The 17,576-nt window shown below is 64.5% G+C and carries 13 protein-coding genes and 1 pseudogene; 12 read left to right on the top strand and 2 right to left on the bottom strand.

Going from position 1 to position 17,576, the window contains the following annotated elements:
* Positions 1–38: 38 nt before the first annotated feature.
* The 9 genes from SE92_RS05050 to SE92_RS05010 all read left to right on the top strand — a co-directional run bounded on the left by SE92_RS05050 (position 39) and on the right by SE92_RS05010 (position 10,405).
* A complete protein-coding gene (locus tag SE92_RS05050) occupies positions 39–2,447 on the top strand; it encodes a TonB-dependent receptor family protein (protein ID WP_063194748.1) in 2,409 nt (802 codons plus the stop codon).
* A gap of 26 nt (positions 2,448–2,473) precedes the next feature.
* Positions 2,474–3,685 (top strand): sialidase family protein, encoded by a 1,212-nt coding sequence (locus tag SE92_RS05045; RefSeq protein ID WP_063203356.1) that lies wholly within the window; start codon positions 2,474–2,476, stop codon positions 3,683–3,685.
* Positions 3,682–4,179, top strand: coding sequence for a TlpA family protein disulfide reductase (locus tag SE92_RS05040; protein ID WP_063194747.1), 498 nt, complete (start codon positions 3,682–3,684; stop codon positions 4,177–4,179). The genes SE92_RS05045 and SE92_RS05040 overlap by 4 nt, the downstream gene beginning before the upstream one ends.
* A gap of 28 nt (positions 4,180–4,207) precedes the next feature.
* Positions 4,208–4,741 (top strand): copper chaperone PCu(A)C, encoded by a 534-nt coding sequence (locus SE92_RS05035; protein ID WP_063194746.1) that lies wholly within the window; start codon positions 4,208–4,210, stop codon positions 4,739–4,741.
* 29 nt (positions 4,742–4,770) lie between these two features.
* Complete coding sequence (locus SE92_RS05030; RefSeq protein ID WP_063194745.1) at positions 4,771–5,286, top strand: YcnI family copper-binding membrane protein; 516 nt, start codon at positions 4,771–4,773, stop codon at positions 5,284–5,286.
* On the top strand, positions 5,286–6,848 hold the full coding sequence (locus tag SE92_RS05025) for a copper resistance CopC/CopD family protein (RefSeq protein ID WP_063194744.1): 1,563 nt from the start codon (positions 5,286–5,288) through the stop codon (positions 6,846–6,848). The genes SE92_RS05030 and SE92_RS05025 overlap by 1 nt, the downstream gene beginning before the upstream one ends.
* A gap of 145 nt (positions 6,849–6,993) precedes the next feature.
* Entirely contained in the window at positions 6,994–8,313 is a 1,320-nt protein-coding gene (proS, locus tag SE92_RS05020) for a proline--tRNA ligase (RefSeq protein ID WP_063194743.1), read from the top strand.
* A gap of 90 nt (positions 8,314–8,403) precedes the next feature.
* The gene (locus SE92_RS05015) at positions 8,404–9,684 is read left to right on the top strand and encodes a lipoprotein-releasing ABC transporter permease subunit (protein ID WP_063194742.1); all 1,281 of its coding nucleotides are present in this window, start codon (positions 8,404–8,406) and stop codon (positions 9,682–9,684) included.
* Positions 9,685–9,691: 7 nt separating this feature from the next.
* Complete coding sequence (locus tag SE92_RS05010; RefSeq protein ID WP_063194741.1) at positions 9,692–10,405, top strand: ABC transporter ATP-binding protein; 714 nt, start codon at positions 9,692–9,694, stop codon at positions 10,403–10,405.
* A 94-nt stretch (positions 10,406–10,499) separates the two neighbouring features.
* Here the strand turns inward: SE92_RS05010 and SE92_RS05005 are convergent, their stop codons facing one another.
* A complete protein-coding gene (locus SE92_RS05005; protein WP_063194740.1) occupies positions 10,500–11,579 on the bottom strand; it encodes an alcohol dehydrogenase catalytic domain-containing protein in 1,080 nt (359 codons plus the stop codon).
* Between the two features lie 110 nt (positions 11,580–11,689).
* On the opposite strand from SE92_RS05005, the gene SE92_RS05000 reads away from it, so the two are divergent.
* A complete protein-coding gene (locus SE92_RS05000) occupies positions 11,690–12,475 on the top strand; it encodes a helix-turn-helix transcriptional regulator (protein ID WP_063194739.1) in 786 nt (261 codons plus the stop codon).
* A gap of 63 nt (positions 12,476–12,538) precedes the next feature.
* Here SE92_RS05000 and SE92_RS04995 read toward each other — a convergent pair whose 3' ends face one another.
* Entirely contained in the window at positions 12,539–13,846 is a 1,308-nt protein-coding gene (locus SE92_RS04995) for a COG3904 family protein (RefSeq protein ID WP_063194738.1), read from the bottom strand.
* 352 nt (positions 13,847–14,198) lie between these two features.
* On the opposite strand from SE92_RS04995, the gene SE92_RS04990 reads away from it, so the two are divergent.
* Both SE92_RS04990 and SE92_RS37035 read left to right on the top strand, forming a co-directional pair.
* Positions 14,199–17,345 (top strand): GAF domain-containing protein, encoded by a 3,147-nt coding sequence (locus SE92_RS04990; protein WP_063194737.1) that lies wholly within the window; start codon positions 14,199–14,201, stop codon positions 17,343–17,345.
* Between the two features lie 83 nt (positions 17,346–17,428).
* Positions 17,429–17,576 (top strand): annotated as a pseudogene (locus SE92_RS37035) (type I methionyl aminopeptidase); the annotation flags it as partial.

Raw genomic sequence — 17,576 nt, 5'->3', positions numbered from 1 at the left:
ATCACCGGCCGACGTGCCGGATGTCAGGAATTCAAGAGATGTTACGCATTCGTGCGATCGGGCGCGCGGGCTTGCCCGTGTTCGTCGGACTGCTGTCCCCGGTCGGTTCAGACGCGCTCGCCCAGGCGGCCTCGGAAGCGATTCCCGCGGTGACGGTCGAGGCGCCGCAGGCCAGCCGTCCCAAGCCAATCACCCGTCCATCGCGATCGCGCTCCGCTTCGGCGGCCCGTGCCGTGAGGCCGGTCGCGCGGAACGCGACCGATGGCTCCCAGGGGCAGAACAACACGAGGAGCGCGGGCGAGGCGCGGGCCAGCCTGAACCAGTCGCCGGCCGGCCAGACCGCGACCACCATCGATCGCAGCCAGTTCGACAACCGGCCGTCGTTTTCGGTCGGCGACGTGCTGCGGGACAGCCCGGGCATTTCGATCAAGCAGGGCAACGGTCCCCGGGATTTCGGCATCTCGATTCGGGGCTCCAACGCCCGCAACGGGTTTGCCATCCGCAATCTCGTGATCTTCGAAGACGGCTTCCCGGTGACGCAGCCGGACGGCCTGTCGCGCAGCGACCTGATCGATCCCCACGCCTATGGTGCCATCGACGTGGTCCGGGGGCCTTCCTCGGCGCTCTACGGCAACTATGCGACCGGCGGCGCGCTCAATTTCCGGACGCGGCCGGGCGGCACGATCGACGGCGTCGAATACGGCGTGGACGGCGGCAGCCACGGCTACCTCAACAATTATCTGGCGGCCGGGAAGAAGGTCGGGAATTTCGAGGGCTCGCTGTTCGCGAGCGACACAAGGGGCGACGGCTACATCGGCAACAGCTGGTTCAACACCCAGACCGTCAACTTCCTCGGCACGCTCAAGGCAACGCCGGACGACCGCTTCACGGTCAAGATCATCAACAACGATCTCAGCGCGCGGCTGCCGCTGCGGCAGTCGCTGAACCAGTTCTACACCAACCCATTCCAGCAGGGGTGCACGATGGGCGCGGCGCCGGCTGCCGGATGTCCGACCGTATCGCTTTTCAGGAACGGCTTTAACGGTGGCAAGGATACCGAGACGGCGACGCAAGCAGGTCTTGGGCGAACCGATCGGCGAACCATTGTCGGAGGACGATGGGAACACGACTTCGACAACACGATGACGTGGCGCAACCAGTTCGTCTTCGACGACAGGAACATCAGTCAGCCCACCGGCTCGACCAGCGCCATCGGCGATTTCCCTTCCTACAACTATATGAGCGACATCACCAAGCGCGGAGAGATTTTTGGCCTGGAGTCGACCACGTTTGTTGGCGCCTGGTACAACACCCTTGTGGCGTCGAGCGATACGCGCAACGTCATGCCGGGCGGCAACGCGACGCTGGGATTGATCTCGGCCAATACCTACAGCGATACGTCCAATTACGGCATACGGGCGAGGGAGGAGCTGAAGCTCACGCCTGACTTGACCGCGATCGCCGGAATTGGGTGGGAAACCACTATTCTGAAGGGCGTCAATACCCGCTACACTTACAATACGATCAACGTTCCGGTCGCCACGATACCTGCGCCGACCACCGTCAACCGCAGGATCGAGAACACGGCTCCCGAATTGGCGCTGCTCTACAGGCTCAATCAAGAATGGCAGTTTCGCGGACGGGTTGCGACCGGATACGGAACGCCGCAGGTGTCGAACCTGTTCGTTCTTCCGAACGGCGATTTCGGCAACAACACCCAGCTCCAGACGCAGACCAATGTCGGCTACGATCTTGGCTTCGATTGGACGCCGAGCAATGCGCTCAAGTTGAGTGCCACCGCGTTCTACGAGTTCTTCCGGAACGAGCTGGTCAGTCAGGCCGCGAGTAACCCCAGCCCCAGCAACGCGACCTATATGTTCAACGCGCCGCGGTCGGAGCATCGTGGCATTGAGCTTGCCGCGGACTGGAAGTTCTATCCGGGCTGGCGGTTCATGATCGCCTACACCTATCTCGACGAGGTCTATACCGAATATGTCGAGAACATCACCAAGGGGGCCGTGTTCAGTTTCAACCGTGCCGGCCACAAAATTCCCGGTATCTCGCCCAATGAGCTGACAGCCCGAATTGGTTACGACGAGTTCGCTGGGCCGCTGGCGGGCCTGGGAGGCTTCGTCGAGGTGCAGTGGAAGGATTCCTTCTACATGGACAATGCCAATTTGCTGAAGGCGCCGGGCTATGAATTGGTCAATGCAAACGTTCACTACAAGACCGACCTCGTGTCCGACACCTTCAGATCTCTGAATCTGTTCCTCGAGGTCAGAAACGTATTCGATCGCACCTACGTCGCGTCGGCAAATAACATCGGCAATTCGGTTTCGGCGACTGGCACTCCAGATGCTGCAAGCACGCTCGCAAACACGACAGGGTCGATCTACGCTGGCTCGCCACGCACGTTCGTTGCGGGTATGAAGGTGGCATTCAAATGATCCGTGCTCTCGAAGGGAATAGGGCCGTGATCCGAACTGGCTTACTCGCGATCGTCGCGCTCGCATTCGCGCAAGGGACGGCGGTCGCACAGATGCGGGCTCCGCCTGCATCTGAAGCAGCCTGCGAGGAGCCGACGCTGCGCTGTGCGACCAAGGCGACGCCCGCCTTCGGTCCGGACGGGACGCTGTGGCTGGTCTGGATGGCGGGAGGGCAGGTCTCGGTCGCGAGCTCGCACGATGAGGGGCGTAGTTTTTCGGCACCCACCCAGGTCACGACGAAGCGGCTGAATCTCGATTGGGGGCCGGATGCGCGGCCGAAGATCGTGGTCGATCGCAAGGGCGGCATCGCGCTCGCGTTCTCGACCTTCCGGGACGAGGCCTTCAATGGCGAGGTGTTCTACACGCGCTCGGCCGACGGCGGGAAGAGCTTTGCAGAGCCAAAGCCCATCACTGCCAACAAGGAGAGCCAGCGGTTCGAGGCGCTGGCTCTCGATCAGGATGGAACGGTCTTTGCGGCCTGGCTCGACAAGCGCAATCGCATTTTTGCGAAGGAAGCGGGACAGAAGTACGAGGGAGCCGGGCTGTTTTTCACCTCGTCCAGCGACGGTGGCGCCACCTACGCAGAAGCGAAGCTGGCGCGCGAGGGCACCTGCGAATGCTGCCGCTTGGGGCTGGCCTTCGCTGCGCCCGGGCGGCCGGTCGCAATCTTCAGAAACATCTTTGAGGGCGGCGTGCGCGATCACGCGGTCATGACCTTCACTGATGTCGCGACCCCGGGTGAGGTCCGCCGGGTCAGCCATGACGACTGGCAGATCAACGCCTGCCCGCACCACGGGCCGAGCCTCACCGTTGCGCCGAACGGAACTTATCACGTCGTCTGGTACACGAACGGGAAGGCGCGGAAGGGGTTGTTCTACGCCCACTCGCGCGACGAAGGGCGGACCTTCTCTGCGCCGATGGCGCTGGGGCAGCCAGGCCGAAATCCGACACGCCCCTACGTGCTCGCGGGCCCGAAGGGGACGGTCATCGCCTGGAAGGAGTTCGATGGCGAGAAGACCTCGGTCCACGTCGCGACCTCCCGCGACGATGGCGAGACCTGGTCGCCGCCCAAGACCATATCGAACACGACCGACACCTCCGACCATCCCTTGCTCGTGTCCAACGGCGGGCAGGTCTACCTGTCATGGATGACGAAGGCAGACGGCTATCGTCTCATAGCGATCGAGGACCAACCATGAGATTTCGATTTGCAGCGATGCTGGGTCTGGGTGTCCTGATCGCATCGGCGGCTGCGCTCGGTGCATCACCCGCCTTGAAGCCATTCGAGCGCGGCACCTGGCAAAGCGTATTGAAGGGGCATTCCGGACGTCCGACGCTCGTGCACTTCTGGGGCGTGACCTGCGGGCCCTGCAAGGTCGAGCTGCCCTTGCTCGGGCGGTTTGCAAAGGACCATCCGGAGATCGACGTCGTCACGATCAGCGCCGATCTCGTGCCCAACCTGCCGGCCGCCACGCAATCGATGCTCGACAAGGCCGGGCTGTCGTCGACCGAGAACTTCGTCTTCAACGACGGCTTTGCCGAGCGCTTGCGGTTCGAGATCGACCCTGCCTGGCAGGGTGACATCCCCCGGACCATGCTGATCTCCCGGGAAGGGGCCGTCACGACGATCGAAGGCTCGGCCGAAATGGCCGATCTCGAAAAATGGTCGGCGCAACAACTCTCCAAACATTGAAGCCTAGGTCTGCAAAGGGAATACGGAAATGAAGACAATCTCGAAAATGCTGCTCGTCACGTTCGCTCTAGCGATCTCCGCAGCACCGGCGCTCGCCGACGACGTCAAGGCCGGCGATCTCGTCATCTCGCAGGCGTGGAGCCGCGCGACGCCGGGCGGCGCGAAGGTCGCCGGCGGCTATCTTACCATCGAGAACAAGGGGACGACGCCGGACAGGCTGGTCAGCGTGTCCGCCGATATCGCTGGCAAGGCCGAGATCCACGAGATGGCGATGGACAACGGCGTCATGAAGATGCGCCCGCTCGACAAGGGGCTCGCGATCGATCCCGGCAAGACGGTGAAGCTCGCGCCCGGTGGCAATCATTTGATGCTGCAGGAGCTGAAGGGCGCGTTCAAGCAGGGCGACAAGGTGCCGGTGACGCTGCAGTTCGAGAAGGCCGGCAAAGTCGCCGTCTCCCTCGACGTCCAGGGCGTCGGTGCGCAGGCGCCCGGCGATGCCGGCCATTCGGGTCACATGGACATGAAGAAGATGCCGGATCATTCGGGAATGAAAATGAAATGAGACGGATCTGGGCTCTCGGGAGACCGAACATGAATCGATCCTGCCTGTTCCTGATTGCCGCGTTTGCCGCCTCACCGGCGGCGGCGCATGTCTCGCTCGAGGCCAAGCAAGCAACGGTCGGCGCGCCGTACAAGGCCGTCTTCACCGTGCCGCACGGCTGCGCGGGCTCGCCGACGGTGAAGATCCGCGTGCAGATTCCGGAAGGGGTGATCGCGGTGAAGCCGATGCCGAAGGCGGGCTGGAACGTCGATGTCGTCGAGGGCAAATATGCCACCGAGTACGACTATCACGGCAACAAGCTCTCCGCCGGCGTCAAGGAGGTGACGTGGTCCGGCGGCAAGCTGCCGGACAAGAACTATGACGAGTTCGTCATGCAGACGTTCCTGACCGACGGCCTGAAAGCGAATACGACGCTGTACTTCCCCGTAGTCCAGGAATGCGAGACCGGCGTCAGCCGCTGGATCGAGATTCCTGCGGAGGGAGCAAAGCATTCGCACGATGGTAAAACGCCGGCGCCAGGCGTGAAGCTGGTGCCGAAGCCCTGATGCGCCTCGTCGCCGCGCTCGCGACGCTGCTCCTCGTTGTCGGCTTCGCGACCGGCGCCTTTGCCCATGCGGCGCTCGTCTCGGTCGAGCCGGCGAGCGGCAGCATGCTGGCGGGTGCCCCAAAGGCGGTGGAGCTGCGCTTCAACGAGGTGGTGACGCCGGGCGCGATCCGGCTGATCGACGGTGCGGGCAGGGCGCGGGACGATACGCGCGTCAGCGTATCTGGCGAGACGATTTCGATCGCGATGCCGGCGGATCTGCCCGAGGGGACAGCCGTCGTCAGCTACCGCGTGATCTCGCAAGACGGCCATCCTGTCGCGGGATCGGTGATCTTCTCGATTGGCGTGCCGACGGCGACGAAGCCAACCGCCGCCGCAGACAGCGGCTTGAACGCGCTGATCTGGCTGGCGCGGATCGGCCTCTATCTCGGATTGTTCGTTGGTGTCGGCGGCGTGTTCTTCGCGCGCTGGATCGCACGGTCGTTGACCGGCACGGCCGTGCCGCGAATGGCGCTCGCCGTCGGCATCCCGAGCGCGATGGCGTCTCTTGGCGCCGTGGGCCTCGACCTGCTCGGTCTGCCGCTGGCAGCCCTTGCGACCGCGGCCCCCTGGAAAGTCGCGCTCGCGACAAGCGCCGGTCCCGCGCTGCTGGTTGCCCTGCTTGCGATGCTGCTCGCGCTGACGGCGCTGCGCAGCGCGTCGTACGGGCGCGCGCTTGCGATCATGGCGTTGGTCGGCGTCGGCCTGTCGCTTGCCATGACCGGGCACGCTGCGACCGCACCGCCCGAGGTTCTGACGCGGCCGGCGATCTTTCTCCATGGGCTTGGTGTCGCCATCTGGATCGGTGCTCTCGCGCCGCTCGTGGCGCTGCTGTCGCGGCCGACGATTGCGACCCTTCAGATCGTGAACCGCTTTTCCCGCATGGCTTCGCTCGCGGTCGGCGTGTTGGCCTTGACCGGCCTCACACTTGCGATCGTGCAGCTCGAAAAGCCGGGAGCGCTGGTCGAGACCCGTTACGGGCTGATCCTCTCGGTCAAGCTCGTCCTGGTCACGGGATTGCTGGCGCTGGCTGCGCTCAATCGGTTCCGGCTGACTCCGGCGTTGGCCCGGAACGAGACAGGCACACCCGCACTCAGGCGCTCGATCCTGCTCGAAAGCTTTGTCGCGCTGGCGATCCTGGCCGTGGTCGCCGGCTGGCGCTTCACGCCGCCGCCGCGGACCATCGTTCCCGAGACGCCGCTGGCGATCCACATCCACACCGACAAGGCGATGTTCCAGGTGCTGGTGTCGCCCGGCAGACCCGGTGTCGACGATTTCGTGCTCCAGCTCATGACCGGCGAGGGGACGCCGCTGGTGGCCAAGGAAGCGACGCTGACGCTGAGCCTGCCGGAGCGCGGCATCGAGCCGATGGAGCGGAAGGCCTCGCTGGGGCCGGACGGCTATTGGCATGTGCGCAAGGTCGAGCTTCCTTTCGCGGGTCGCTGGCATGTGCGGATCGACGCGCTGGTGACCGACTTCGAGCAGGTCACGCTCGAAGACGAACTCGACGTCACCGGGCCGTAGAGGCGCAGCTTAAGCTGAATCTGAAGTCCGACGGAAAAATGACAGGAATTCCGTTGCCTTAGCGGCTTTTCCTCATTCCCGGTCTTGTGTTTTCGCTCTCAATCCGGTTTCACTGCACCCGGTCACTGATTCCACGAGTATTGCCATGCGCTTGTCGCGGTTCTTTCTGCCCATCCTGAAGGAAAATCCGAAAGAGGCGGAGATCGTCTCGCACCGGCTGATGCTGCGCGCCGGCATGATCCGGCAGGAGGCCGCGGGCATTTATGCCTGGCTGCCGCTCGGCTTCCGCGTCCTGAAGAAAATCGAGCAGATCGTGCGCGAGGAGCAGGACCGCTCCGGTGCGCTGGAACTGTTGATGCCGACCTTGCAGCTCGCCGACCTCTGGCGCGAGAGCGGCCGCTACGATGCCTACGGCCCGGAGATGTTGCGCATCGCCGACCGTCACAAGCGCGAGCTCTTGTACGGGCCGACCAACGAGGAAATGATCACCGAGATCTTCCGCGCGTATGTGAAGTCCTACAAGAACCTGCCGCTGAATCTCTATCACATCCAATGGAAATTCCGCGACGAGCAGCGTCCGCGTTTCGGTGTGATGCGCGGCCGCGAGTTCCTGATGAAGGACGCCTATTCGTTCGATCTCAACGAGGCCGCGGCGCGCGTCGCCTACAACAAGATGTTCGTGGCGTATTTGCGCACCTTTGCCCGGATGGGGCTGAAGGCGATCCCGATGCGCGCCGAGACCGGCCCGATCGGCGGCGATCTCAGCCATGAGTTCATCGTGCTGGCCGAGACCGGGGAATCCGGCGTCTTCATCAATCGCGACGTGCTGGATCTGCCCGTGCCGGGCGAGGACGTCGACTATGAGAGCGATCTGACGCCGATCATCAAGCAGTGGACCTCGGTTTACGCCGCGACGGAAGACGTTCACGATGCCGCCCGGTTCGAGCAGGAAGTCCCCGCGGAGAAGCGGCTCAACACCCGTGGCATCGAGGTCGGGCAGATTTTCTATTTCGGCACCAAATATTCCGAGCCGATGAAGGCGATGGTGGCGGGGCCCGACGGCGTCGACGTGCCGATCCATGGCGGCTCCTACGGCGTCGGCGTCTCGCGCCTCCTGGGCGCCATCATCGAGGCCTGCCATGACGACGCCGGCATCAAATGGCCGGAGGCCGTGGCCCCGTTCCGGGTGTCGATCCTCAACCTGAAGCAGGGCGACGCCGCGGTCGATGCGGCCTGCGAGAAGCTCTATGCCGAGCTCTCCGCGAAGGGCGTCGACGTGCTCTATGACGACACCGACCAGCGCGCCGGCGCCAAATTCGCCGCGGCCGACCTGATCGGTATTCCCTGGCAGATCATGATCGGCCCGAAGGGGCTCGCCGACGGCAAGGTCGAGATCAAGCGCCGAAGTGACAGCTCCCGCGAGACCATGTCGCCTGCGGACGCGGTCGCAAGACTTGTGGGCTGATAAGGCCGGTCGGCTGAATATTGTTCATCGCGCGATATCGCGGCCGCCAATCCGGCCACAATTGACCCCGAATCATGGGATTATCGAGCGATGGATGAAACCATGACTGAAACCGTGCAGACCGCGCCTTTTGCGCCATTCGAGTGGATGCTGTCGGCGCGCTATTTGCGGGCGCGCCGCAAGGAGGGATTCATCTCGGTCATTGCCGGGTTCTCGTTCCTCGGCATCATGCTGGGCGTGGCGACGCTGATCATCGTCATGGCCGTGATGAACGGCTTCCGCAAGGAGCTGCTCGACAAGATCCTGGGGCTGAACGGCCACATCCTGGTGCAGCCGCTGGAATCGCCGCTGACCGACTGGAAGGACGTCGCCGATCGCCTCAGCCAGGTGAAGGGGATCCGGCTTGCCGCGCCCGTGGTGGACGGCCAGGCGCTGGCGTCCTCGCCGTGGAACGCCTCTGGCGTGCTGGTGCGCGGCATCCGCTCCGACGATCTCAACAACCTCACCTCGATCGCCAAGAACATCAAGCAGGGCTCGCTCGAGGGCTTTGACGACGGGCAGGGCGTCGCGATCGGCCGGCGTCTCGCCGACCAGCTCTCGCTGCATGCCGGCGACAGCATCACGCTGGTTGCTCCGAAGGGCGCGGTGACCCCGATGGGTACCACGCCGCGCATCAAGCCGTACAAGATCGCCGCCGTGTTCGAGATCGGCATGTCCGAATACGATCTCGGCTTCGTGTTCATGCCGCTCGCGGAGGCGCAGGCCTATTTCAACCGCAGCAACGACGTCACCTCGATCGAAGTGTTCACCACCAATCCCGACCAGATCGTCGCCTTCCGCCAGGCCGTGACGGAAGCTGCGGGCCGGCCGGTGTTCCTAGTCGACTGGCGGCAGCGCAACTCGACCTTCTTCAACGCGCTCCAGGTCGAGCGCAACGTGATGTTCCTGATCCTGACCATGATCGTGCTGGTCGCAGCGCTGAACATCGTCTCGGGCCTGATCATGCTGGTGAAGGACAAGGGCAGCGATATCGCGATCCTGCGCACGATGGGGGCCTCGCAAGGCTCGATCATGCGGATCTTCCTGATCACGGGCGCCTCGATCGGCGTGGTCGGCACGCTGGTCGGCTTCGTCGTCGGTCTCGTGATCTGCCTCAACATCGAGTCCATCCGGCAATTCCTGTCCTGGCTGACCTCGACCGAGCTGTTCTCGCCGGAGCTCTATTTCCTGTCGAAGCTGCCCGCCGAGATCGACGTCGGCGAGACCACGGCGGTCGTCATCATGGCGCTGACGCTGTCGTTCCTGGCGACGCTGTATCCGTCGTGGCGCGCCGCGCGCCTCGATCCCGTCGAAGCGCTCCGGTACGAGTGAGGGGCTGATGGAGAGCCAAGGGGCTGAGCAGGGGGCCGACGATGTACCGGTCATTTATCTCCACGAGATAAAGCGGCAGTACTTGCAGGGTGAGGTGCCGCTGACGATCCTCGACGGCGCCAAGCTGGCGCTGTGGGCGGGCCAGTCGGTCGCGCTGGTGGCCCCGTCAGGCTCGGGCAAGTCGACGCTGCTGCATATTGCGGGGCTGCTCGAGGCGCCGGATTCCGGAGAGGTCTATGTCTCGGGCGCGCCGACCTCGCAACTGCCCGACATCGAGCGCACGCAGCTGCGCCGCACCGATATCGGCTTCGTCTACCAGTCGCACCGGCTGTTGCCGGAGTTCTCCGCGCTGGAGAACGTCATGCTGCCGCAGATGATCCGCGGCCTGAAGAAGTCCGAGAGCGTCAAGCGCGCCAAGGAAATCCTGGGCTATCTCGGCCTTGGCGACCGCATCACCCATCGCCCGGCCGAGCTGTCGGGCGGCGAGCAGCAGCGCGTCGCGATCGCGCGCGCGGTGGCCAACGCGCCGCGGGTGCTGTTCGCGGACGAGCCGACCGGCAATCTCGACCCGCACACCGCCGACCACGTCTTCCAGGCGCTGATGCAGCTGGTCAAGGCGACCAAGGTCTCGATGCTGATCGCGACCCACAACATGGAGCTCGCCGGCCGCATGGACCGGCGTGTGTCGCTGTCGAACGGCCAGGTGGTCGAGCTCGAATAGCAAAACTGCGAAAACAACCCCATGCACAGTAGCCAAGTGCTTGGGGGGACTTGCAAAAAGATTCGGCCGCGGCACCCCGTCGCCGCCGCGATGCTCAGGGCCTGATCACCGTCAGTTTGAACGGCCCGCCATTGGCCGCGGAATGCGCGACCGCTTCATTGGCATGGTCGAGGTCGAAGGCCGTCGCTGCGTACTCATCGAGCCGCAGCAGCCCGGCGCGCACCAGGGCGATCAGACGGCTCGCGGCATCGGGCGGATACATCCAGACGCCGTGAATGCTGATGCAGTTGCGCATGATCCAGGGATAGGGCAGCTCGAGCCCTGCGCCGCCGGCCATGCCGACGCCGCCCATCAGCGCGACGCGGCCGTAGGGGCGCACCGTCATGACCGCCGCCCGCACGACGGTCGGGCTCACCGAGGGCGGCATGATGTCGAGCACGCAGTCGATCGGACCTGCCGCAGCGCGCTTCATGCTTTCGCGGTCGTGGTCCTCATTGCCGGTGAGCGTGACCGGCTTCACCCGCGGGCCGAAGCGGCGGACGAGGTCGGCCAGGATCGTCTCGTTTCGGCCGGGTGCGACCACAAAAGAAGCGCCCATCGCCAGCGCGACCGAGACGGCGGCGCTGCCGAAATTGCCGGTCGCCCCGCTCACCAGCACGCGCTCGCCTGGTTGCAGGTCTGCGGCGAGGAAGCCGCCATAGGGCACCAGCAACGTCCCGAGGGCACACCATTGCGTCGCTTGCTCCGACGTGATCGCGCCGAGGGGTTTGACGTTCTCGGTCGGCACGCGCATCTGCTCGGCAAAAGAGCCGTGGCGAAAATGCTGTTGCAGGCGCATGCCGCCGGGGCCGGCGGCCGTGAGCCCTTGCAAGGCGATGTCGGGCGCGACCGCGTCGTCGCGAGAACGCACCGTCGGATCGCAGAACACCCAGTCGCCGACGCTGAGCTTGGTCGCATCCGGACCGATCGCACGCACGCGGCCGATGCCGCCGGGGCCGGGGATGATTGGCAGGTCGAGCGCGTAGTTGCGCGTCCCGTCGAAGACCTCGTTCATGTAGGAGAGCACGCGGGTGGCGACGACATCGACGATGACCTCGCCGGTGCCGAGCACCGGGTTGGGGGCATTCTCGATCGCCAGCGGCGAGCCGAAGGATTTGAGCACGGCAGCTTTCATGATGTTCACCTCGAAGACAGGTGAGGTTGATATGCGCCGCCTTGGAAGGGACAAGAAGGCCTGGTATTATCCTAGTATTCCAGGGGCCCTCCATCGCGGGAGCGACAGCAATGGCCGACCCACGCCGCGTCGAATTCGGCGATTTCCTCAGGTCCCGCCGTGAGAAGCTGTCGCCGAAGACCGTCGGGCTTCCGGCGGGGCGCCGGCGGCGCACCGCAGGGCTGCGGCGTGAGGAGGTCGCCCAGCTCGCCGGCATCGGCGTCGACTGGTATATCCGCCTCGAGCAGGGCCGCACCGTCAGCCCGTCCGTCACCACCATTGACGCGCTGGCCCGCGCGCTTCGCCTCAGCAAGACCGAGCACGCGCATCTGAAGGCGCTGGCGCGCGACGGCGCAACAAGCGCGTTCACGCGCGAAATCGTGCCCCCGCCCATTCGCCGGATGATCGAGAGCCTGAAGCAGCCGGCTTATATCACCGGCCGGCGCTGGGACGTCTTGGCCTGGAACGAGGCGGCCGAGGAGATCTTCGCCTTCGGGCAATTGCCGGAGCAGGATCGCAACACGCTGCTGCTGGTCATGACCAACAAGCAGACGCGAAAATTCTACGGCGCAAGCTGGACCGACGTCGCCAAGAGCATGGTCGCGATGTTTCGCGCGACGCACGACGTCTGGGCCGGCGATCCCGCTTTTGTCGAGCTGCTGACGCGGCTGCGCCAGGGCAGCCCGGAATTCGTCAAATGGTGGGAAGCGCACGAGATCCGCAGCACCATGTCCGGCCTCAAGACCATGAACCATCCGACCCGGGGCGTGCTGCGGTTCGAGCACACCAGTTTCCAGGCCAACGACGATCCCGCGCTGAAGCTGGTGATCTACACGCCGGTCGCGGGCGGAGGCTGACGGACCGGCGACGCGTCAGCTTCGCAAGGGCGAACCGCAGGCCTGCCAGCGCTCGCTGCGCGCCTACGGCGCGGGCGTGGCCGAAGGCGCGGCGCTGACGTTCGGCAAAGAACCGGTCGCTTTCCAGGGAATGGCGGTCCAGGGCGTCGGCTGGGGAGCATTCGCTGGCCAGGGTTTTGCCGGGCCGGCCGCTGCCGAGCTGCACGACGTTCCGAGTTGCGTCCACACCGAGGTCAAACCGGACATGTCGATGTTGAAGCTTGTGACCGCAGCCTTTCCCTCCGCCTCCGGTATGGTTTCCCGGACCTGGAGGGAGTGTGAGGCCAGCACCGCCTCGACCATGTCGGGATCGACGGCGCCGCTCCAGACCTCGTACTTTCCGAGCCGCACCGGAGGTCCTCCCGCTTCCTTGCTGAGGTCGGCGCTGGCAGCCATCAGGATCGATTTCTTAGCCGTGGTGGATGCGTCGATCTCGCTTGCGAACATCAGCGGCACGCGCTTCTTGTTTTCGCAATACAGGCGCCATTCCATGGTCCGGAACGAGGCGTCGCTCTCCTTCTTCAGCGCGGCGAGCTTGCTGACGAACGGCCGTGCTCCCTTTTCCAGCCGCCATTTCGTCTCGGCCAGCGGCCGCGTGTCTATGCCGAAGCGGTAGAGCTCGGGCCGCGTCAGCACGTGCAGGTTTTCGAACTTCACGGTGCGGATCAGCGCATCGAGCTCGCGGCTGATTCCCATCGCCGCGATGTACGCGGCGCGGTCGTGGTCGGCGCCGGCGATCCGGCGCCGCCGCGCTTCGGCGACCACCTCCGGAGGAGGATTGCCCCGGAATGTGAGGATCAGCCTGGAATTATGGACCGCCAGCGCGGCATCGGGGGCAACCTCGCGCGAGGTCGCGCCGAAAAACAGGTAACCGCAGGCCGAGTTGCACATCGCATGGTAAGTGGTGAGCTCGGCCTCGACCTCGCCGGTCGCATTCTTGATCTTCAGGCACGCGGCGTCCTCCTGCGTGCCGGCGCTGCACGCCGTCGCGATCGTCCGGCCAACCCGCGCGATGGCCTTTCGACCGCGCAGCAGCCGGCCGATCACGTAGGACTGCTCCACGTTGCCGCCGGGCGAATGAAGATAGATCGGCCGCTGCGTGTCCTTGACGCCGGCGAGGAAGCGACGAACGCGGGAGGCGGCGTCCTGATCGATCTGGCCCTCGATCGCGATCCAGCGGTCGCAGCCCGGCCCGCATGCGTCGGGAGCGCCCTTGGCCAGATAGATCGTCAGCTTGGAGGCGAAGCCGGCCTTCTCGGCCGGCGGTCCTGCTGCGCGCAATGCGCCGGGAAACAACAGCAAGGCCAGGAGAAACAATATTCGGGCGAGCATGAAACGATCGACTACGTATGGTGAGAGACCGTAGCTGACGCTATACGACGATCGGCGCTTTCACAACTTGCGGTGGCGCGTCGATCCGCGTTTATTTGCCGGCATGTGCCGCTTCCCGCGCGGCTGTTCGTGATTTGCCCGCCGGCTTGGCCCGGTCAGTTCGCCGGCCAATATCGGCGGCGGAAGCGAAGCCGCGATGCGCGGGATCTCGCGGGAACCTTAGCGCCTTCATGAGGTTATCAGGGCGCGCGGGTGCCAACCTCTCGCTGGCGTCGTCATCGGCTTCAAGCGGATGCCGCGAGATTGCTTGGACGATATTCGGTGAAACGAGCAACGTGTCGGGGGAGGTCAGATGACAACGGCGGCCGGGGAGACCTCGACCGATCGCAATGCCGTCCTGGCCGCACTCGGCGACTACATCCGAGAGATCAGCAATCCTGACGATCTTGCCTACGCTGCGGCAGAACTGCTCGGCCGGAGTCTGAAGGTCAGCAGGGCCGGTTACGGCACGGTCGATACATCGGCCGAGACCATCACGATCGCACGCGACTGGAATGCACCGGGAATTTTGAGCCTCGCCGGTGTGCTGCACTTTCGCGACTACGGCAGCTACATCGAAGACCTGAAGCGCGGCGAAACGGTTATCTGTGCCGACGCGGAGAAAGACCCCCGCGTCGGCGACCGTGCTCGCGCACTCGAGGCCATCTCGGCGCGCGCGCTCGTCAACATGCCGATCTCCGAGCCTGACGGCGTCGTGGCGCTGCTGTACCTCAACAATGCCACGCCGCGTGAATGGAGTCCGGAGGAGCTCGAGCTCATCCGCGACGTCGCCGAGCGCACACGCACCGCCGTCGAACGCCGCCGGGCGGAAACGGCCGTGCGGGAGAATGAAGCGCGGCTGCTGTTCCTGGACGCTCTCAACAAGGAGACGGCCAAGACGCGCGATGCCGACGGCGTGATGGCCGTGACGACCAGGATGCTCGGTGAGCATCTCGGCGTCTCCAATTGCGCCTATGCCGACATGGATCCCGATCAGGACGGCTTCACCATTCGCGGGGATTGGGCGGCGCCGGGCGCGATGCATATTCTCGGCCATTACAGCCTGGCTGACTTCGGCGAAAAGGCGGTGCGAGAGCTGGGCGCCGGCAGGCCGCTCGTCATCAACGACAATTTGAAGGAGATCGCGCCCGAGGAAGCTGCCGCCTTCCAGAGCATCGGGATCGGCGCGACGATATGCATGCCGCTGGTCAAGGAGGGGCAGTTGACCGCCTTGATGGCGGTTCATCACCGCGGCCCGCATCTTTGGACCGCGCGCGAGCTCGCCTTGCTCGCCGAGGTGACCGAGCGATCATGGGCACATATCGAGCGCGTTCGCTCCGAGCAGGCGGCCCGGGAGGCCGCCGAGCGGTTGGTCCTGGCGAACAAGGCGGCCGGCATCGGCACCTGGGACTACGATCCGGTCAACGACGTTCTGCGATGGGACAGCCGCTGCAAGGAGGTGTTCGGTCTCTCGCCGGACGCCGAGGTCAGCTATCAAGGCTCGTTCCTGAGGGGCATTCATCCGGACGATCGGCAGCGCGCGCACGAGGCCGTCAATTCAGCCTTGAAGCCGCATTCTCCGAGCTACAACATCGAATACCGTACCATCGGCATCGAAGATGGTATCGAGCGCTGGATTGCCGCGACCGGTCAAGCGATCTTTTCCGGCGGCCAGGCGATCCGGTTCATCGGCACGGTGCTCGATATCACAGCGCAGAAGAAGACCGAACGTGATCTCAGGATCCTGAACGATACCGGAGCATCGGTTGCCCGCGAACGCGATCTCGGGACGATCGTGCAGATCGTGACGGATGCCGGCGTCGAACTGACCGGGGCCCAGTTCGGAGCCTTCTTTTACAATGTTCTGACCGCGGATGGCGGCAGCTACATGCTGTACTCGTTGTCCGGCGCGCCGCGATCTGCCTTCGAGAACTTCCCGATGCCCCGCAACACGGCCGTCTTCGAACCGACATTCAAGGGCACGGGCGTGGTGAGGTCCGACGACATCCTGCAGGACCTGCGATATGGCAAGAACGCACCGCGGAAGGGCATGCCAGAGGGCCATCTTCCGGTCCGATCCTACCTCGCGGTCCCCGTGATCTCGCGGACGGGCGAGGTGCTCGGGGGGCTTTTCTTCGGACATGCCGACACAGGAAAATTCCAGGCCGGGCATGAGGCCAGTTTGCTCGGGATCGCCGGCCATGCTGCCACCGCGATCGACAACGCCCGGCTTCTGACCCGGCTCGAGGCGCTCAACGCCGAGCTGGAGCAGCGTGTCGCCGACGAGATCGCCGAGCGCATGAAGGCCGAGGAGCAATTGCGGCAAGCCCAGAAGATGGAAGCCGTGGGTCAGTTGACCGGCGGTATCGCGCACGACTTCAACAACATGCTGGCCGTGATTCTCGGCGGCTTGAATCTCGCCAAGCGTCGGCTCGGCAAGGGGGAGGTCGACGTCGACCGATTCATCGAGGGCGCCATCGACGGTGCAAACCGCGCGGCCACGCTGACGCAAAGGCTGCTCGCGTTCTCGCGCCAACAGCCTTTGGCGCCTGAAGTTGTGGACCTCAACAAGATGGTCGGGGGAATGAGCGAGCTGCTGGAGCGGTCGCTCGGCGAGCTTGTCCGGCTCGAAACGGTGCTTGCGGTCGGCCTCTGGCGCGTCAGGGCGGATCCGGCCCAACTGGAAAGCGCGGTCATCAACCTCGCGGTGAATGCGCGCGATGCGATGCCGAAGGGCGGCAGGCTGACGATCGAAACCAGCAACGTCTCGATCGACCGGAAATTTGCCCAAGAATACGCATTGTCGGCCGGTCAGTATGTCCTCATTGCCGTGACGGATAACGGCACTGGAATTCCGGCCGAGGTGCTGGGAAAGGTGTTCGATCCGTTCTTCACGACCAAGGTCGTGGGCAAAGGCACCGGTCTGGGCCTCAGTCAGGTCTACGGCTTCGTGCGGCAGTCGGGCGGCCACGTCAAAATCTACTCGGAAGTCGATGTCGGCACGACCGTGAAGATTTATCTTCCGCGCTACGCCGGCCAGGAGGCCGTCTCGATTCCGTCGCAAAGCGTGGCGCATCCCGGTGCAAGCCTCCAGGGCGAGACCATCCTCGTCGTCGAGGACGACGAGCGGGTCCGCAGCATCTCATCAGAGAGCCTGCGCGAGCTCGGCTATACGGTGATCGAGGCCGCCAGCGCCAAGGAAGCGATCAGGACGATCGAAAACGGCTTCGTTCCGGATCTGCTGTTTACCGACGTCGTCATGCCCGACATGACCGGCGCCGAACTTGCAAACGAGCTCTCGAAGCGACACCCGGATCTGAAGGTGCTGTTCACCACCGGCTATACGCGCAACGCAATCGTGCACAACGGCATGCTCGATGCCGGCAAACATCTGTTGTCCAAGCCCTTCGCGATCGAAGACCTGGCCGTCAAGGTGCGCAATCTGCTGGATGAGGGGTGAGGACGTCTTAGGCGCGGGTAACGCTCCGGTTTGCAAGCGGGCTTCACACGCGCTATGCCGCGGCTTTCGTAGAGAGCCCTGACATGACGATCTCTGATGACGACGACCTGACGCGCCTGAAAGAGATCGGGCGCATCGTCGCCAATACGCTGGAGGCGATGGGGAAGGCGCTCGAGCCGGGCATGACCACCTCCGAGCTCGACCTGATCGGGCGAAAGCTCCTGGAGGACG

Origin of the sequence: Bradyrhizobium sp. AT1, assembly GCF_001590795.1 — a bacterium.
GTDB lineage: Bacteria > Pseudomonadota > Alphaproteobacteria > Rhizobiales > Xanthobacteraceae > Bradyrhizobium.
This window is presented reverse-complemented; position numbering and strand designations above follow the sequence as displayed.

What these genes read in the sequence shown, in the direction of transcription:
- SE92_RS05050 (WP_063194748.1), top strand. Translation starts at nt 39, where the DNA reads ATGTTACGCATTCGTGCGATCGGGCGCGCGGGCTTGCCCGTGTTCGTC.
- SE92_RS05040 (WP_063194747.1), top strand. Translation starts at nt 3,682, where the DNA reads ATGAGATTTCGATTTGCAGCGATGCTGGGTCTGGGTGTCCTGATCGCA.
- SE92_RS05035 (WP_063194746.1), top strand. Translation starts at nt 4,208, where the DNA reads ATGAAGACAATCTCGAAAATGCTGCTCGTCACGTTCGCTCTAGCGATC.
- SE92_RS05030 (WP_063194745.1), top strand. Translation starts at nt 4,771, where the DNA reads ATGAATCGATCCTGCCTGTTCCTGATTGCCGCGTTTGCCGCCTCACCG.
- SE92_RS05025 (WP_063194744.1), top strand. Translation starts at nt 5,286, where the DNA reads ATGCGCCTCGTCGCCGCGCTCGCGACGCTGCTCCTCGTTGTCGGCTTC.
- proS (WP_063194743.1), top strand. Translation starts at nt 6,994, where the DNA reads ATGCGCTTGTCGCGGTTCTTTCTGCCCATCCTGAAGGAAAATCCGAAA.
- SE92_RS05015 (WP_063194742.1), top strand. Translation starts at nt 8,404, where the DNA reads ATGGATGAAACCATGACTGAAACCGTGCAGACCGCGCCTTTTGCGCCA.
- SE92_RS05010 (WP_063194741.1), top strand. Translation starts at nt 9,692, where the DNA reads ATGGAGAGCCAAGGGGCTGAGCAGGGGGCCGACGATGTACCGGTCATT.
- SE92_RS05005 (WP_063194740.1), bottom strand. Translation starts at nt 11,579, where the DNA reads ATGAAAGCTGCCGTGCTCAAATCCTTCGGCTCGCCGCTGGCGATCGAG.
- SE92_RS05000 (WP_063194739.1), top strand. Translation starts at nt 11,690, where the DNA reads ATGGCCGACCCACGCCGCGTCGAATTCGGCGATTTCCTCAGGTCCCGC.
- SE92_RS04995 (WP_063194738.1), bottom strand. Translation starts at nt 13,846, where the DNA reads ATGCTCGCCCGAATATTGTTTCTCCTGGCCTTGCTGTTGTTTCCCGGC.
- SE92_RS04990 (WP_063194737.1), top strand. Translation starts at nt 14,199, where the DNA reads ATGACAACGGCGGCCGGGGAGACCTCGACCGATCGCAATGCCGTCCTG.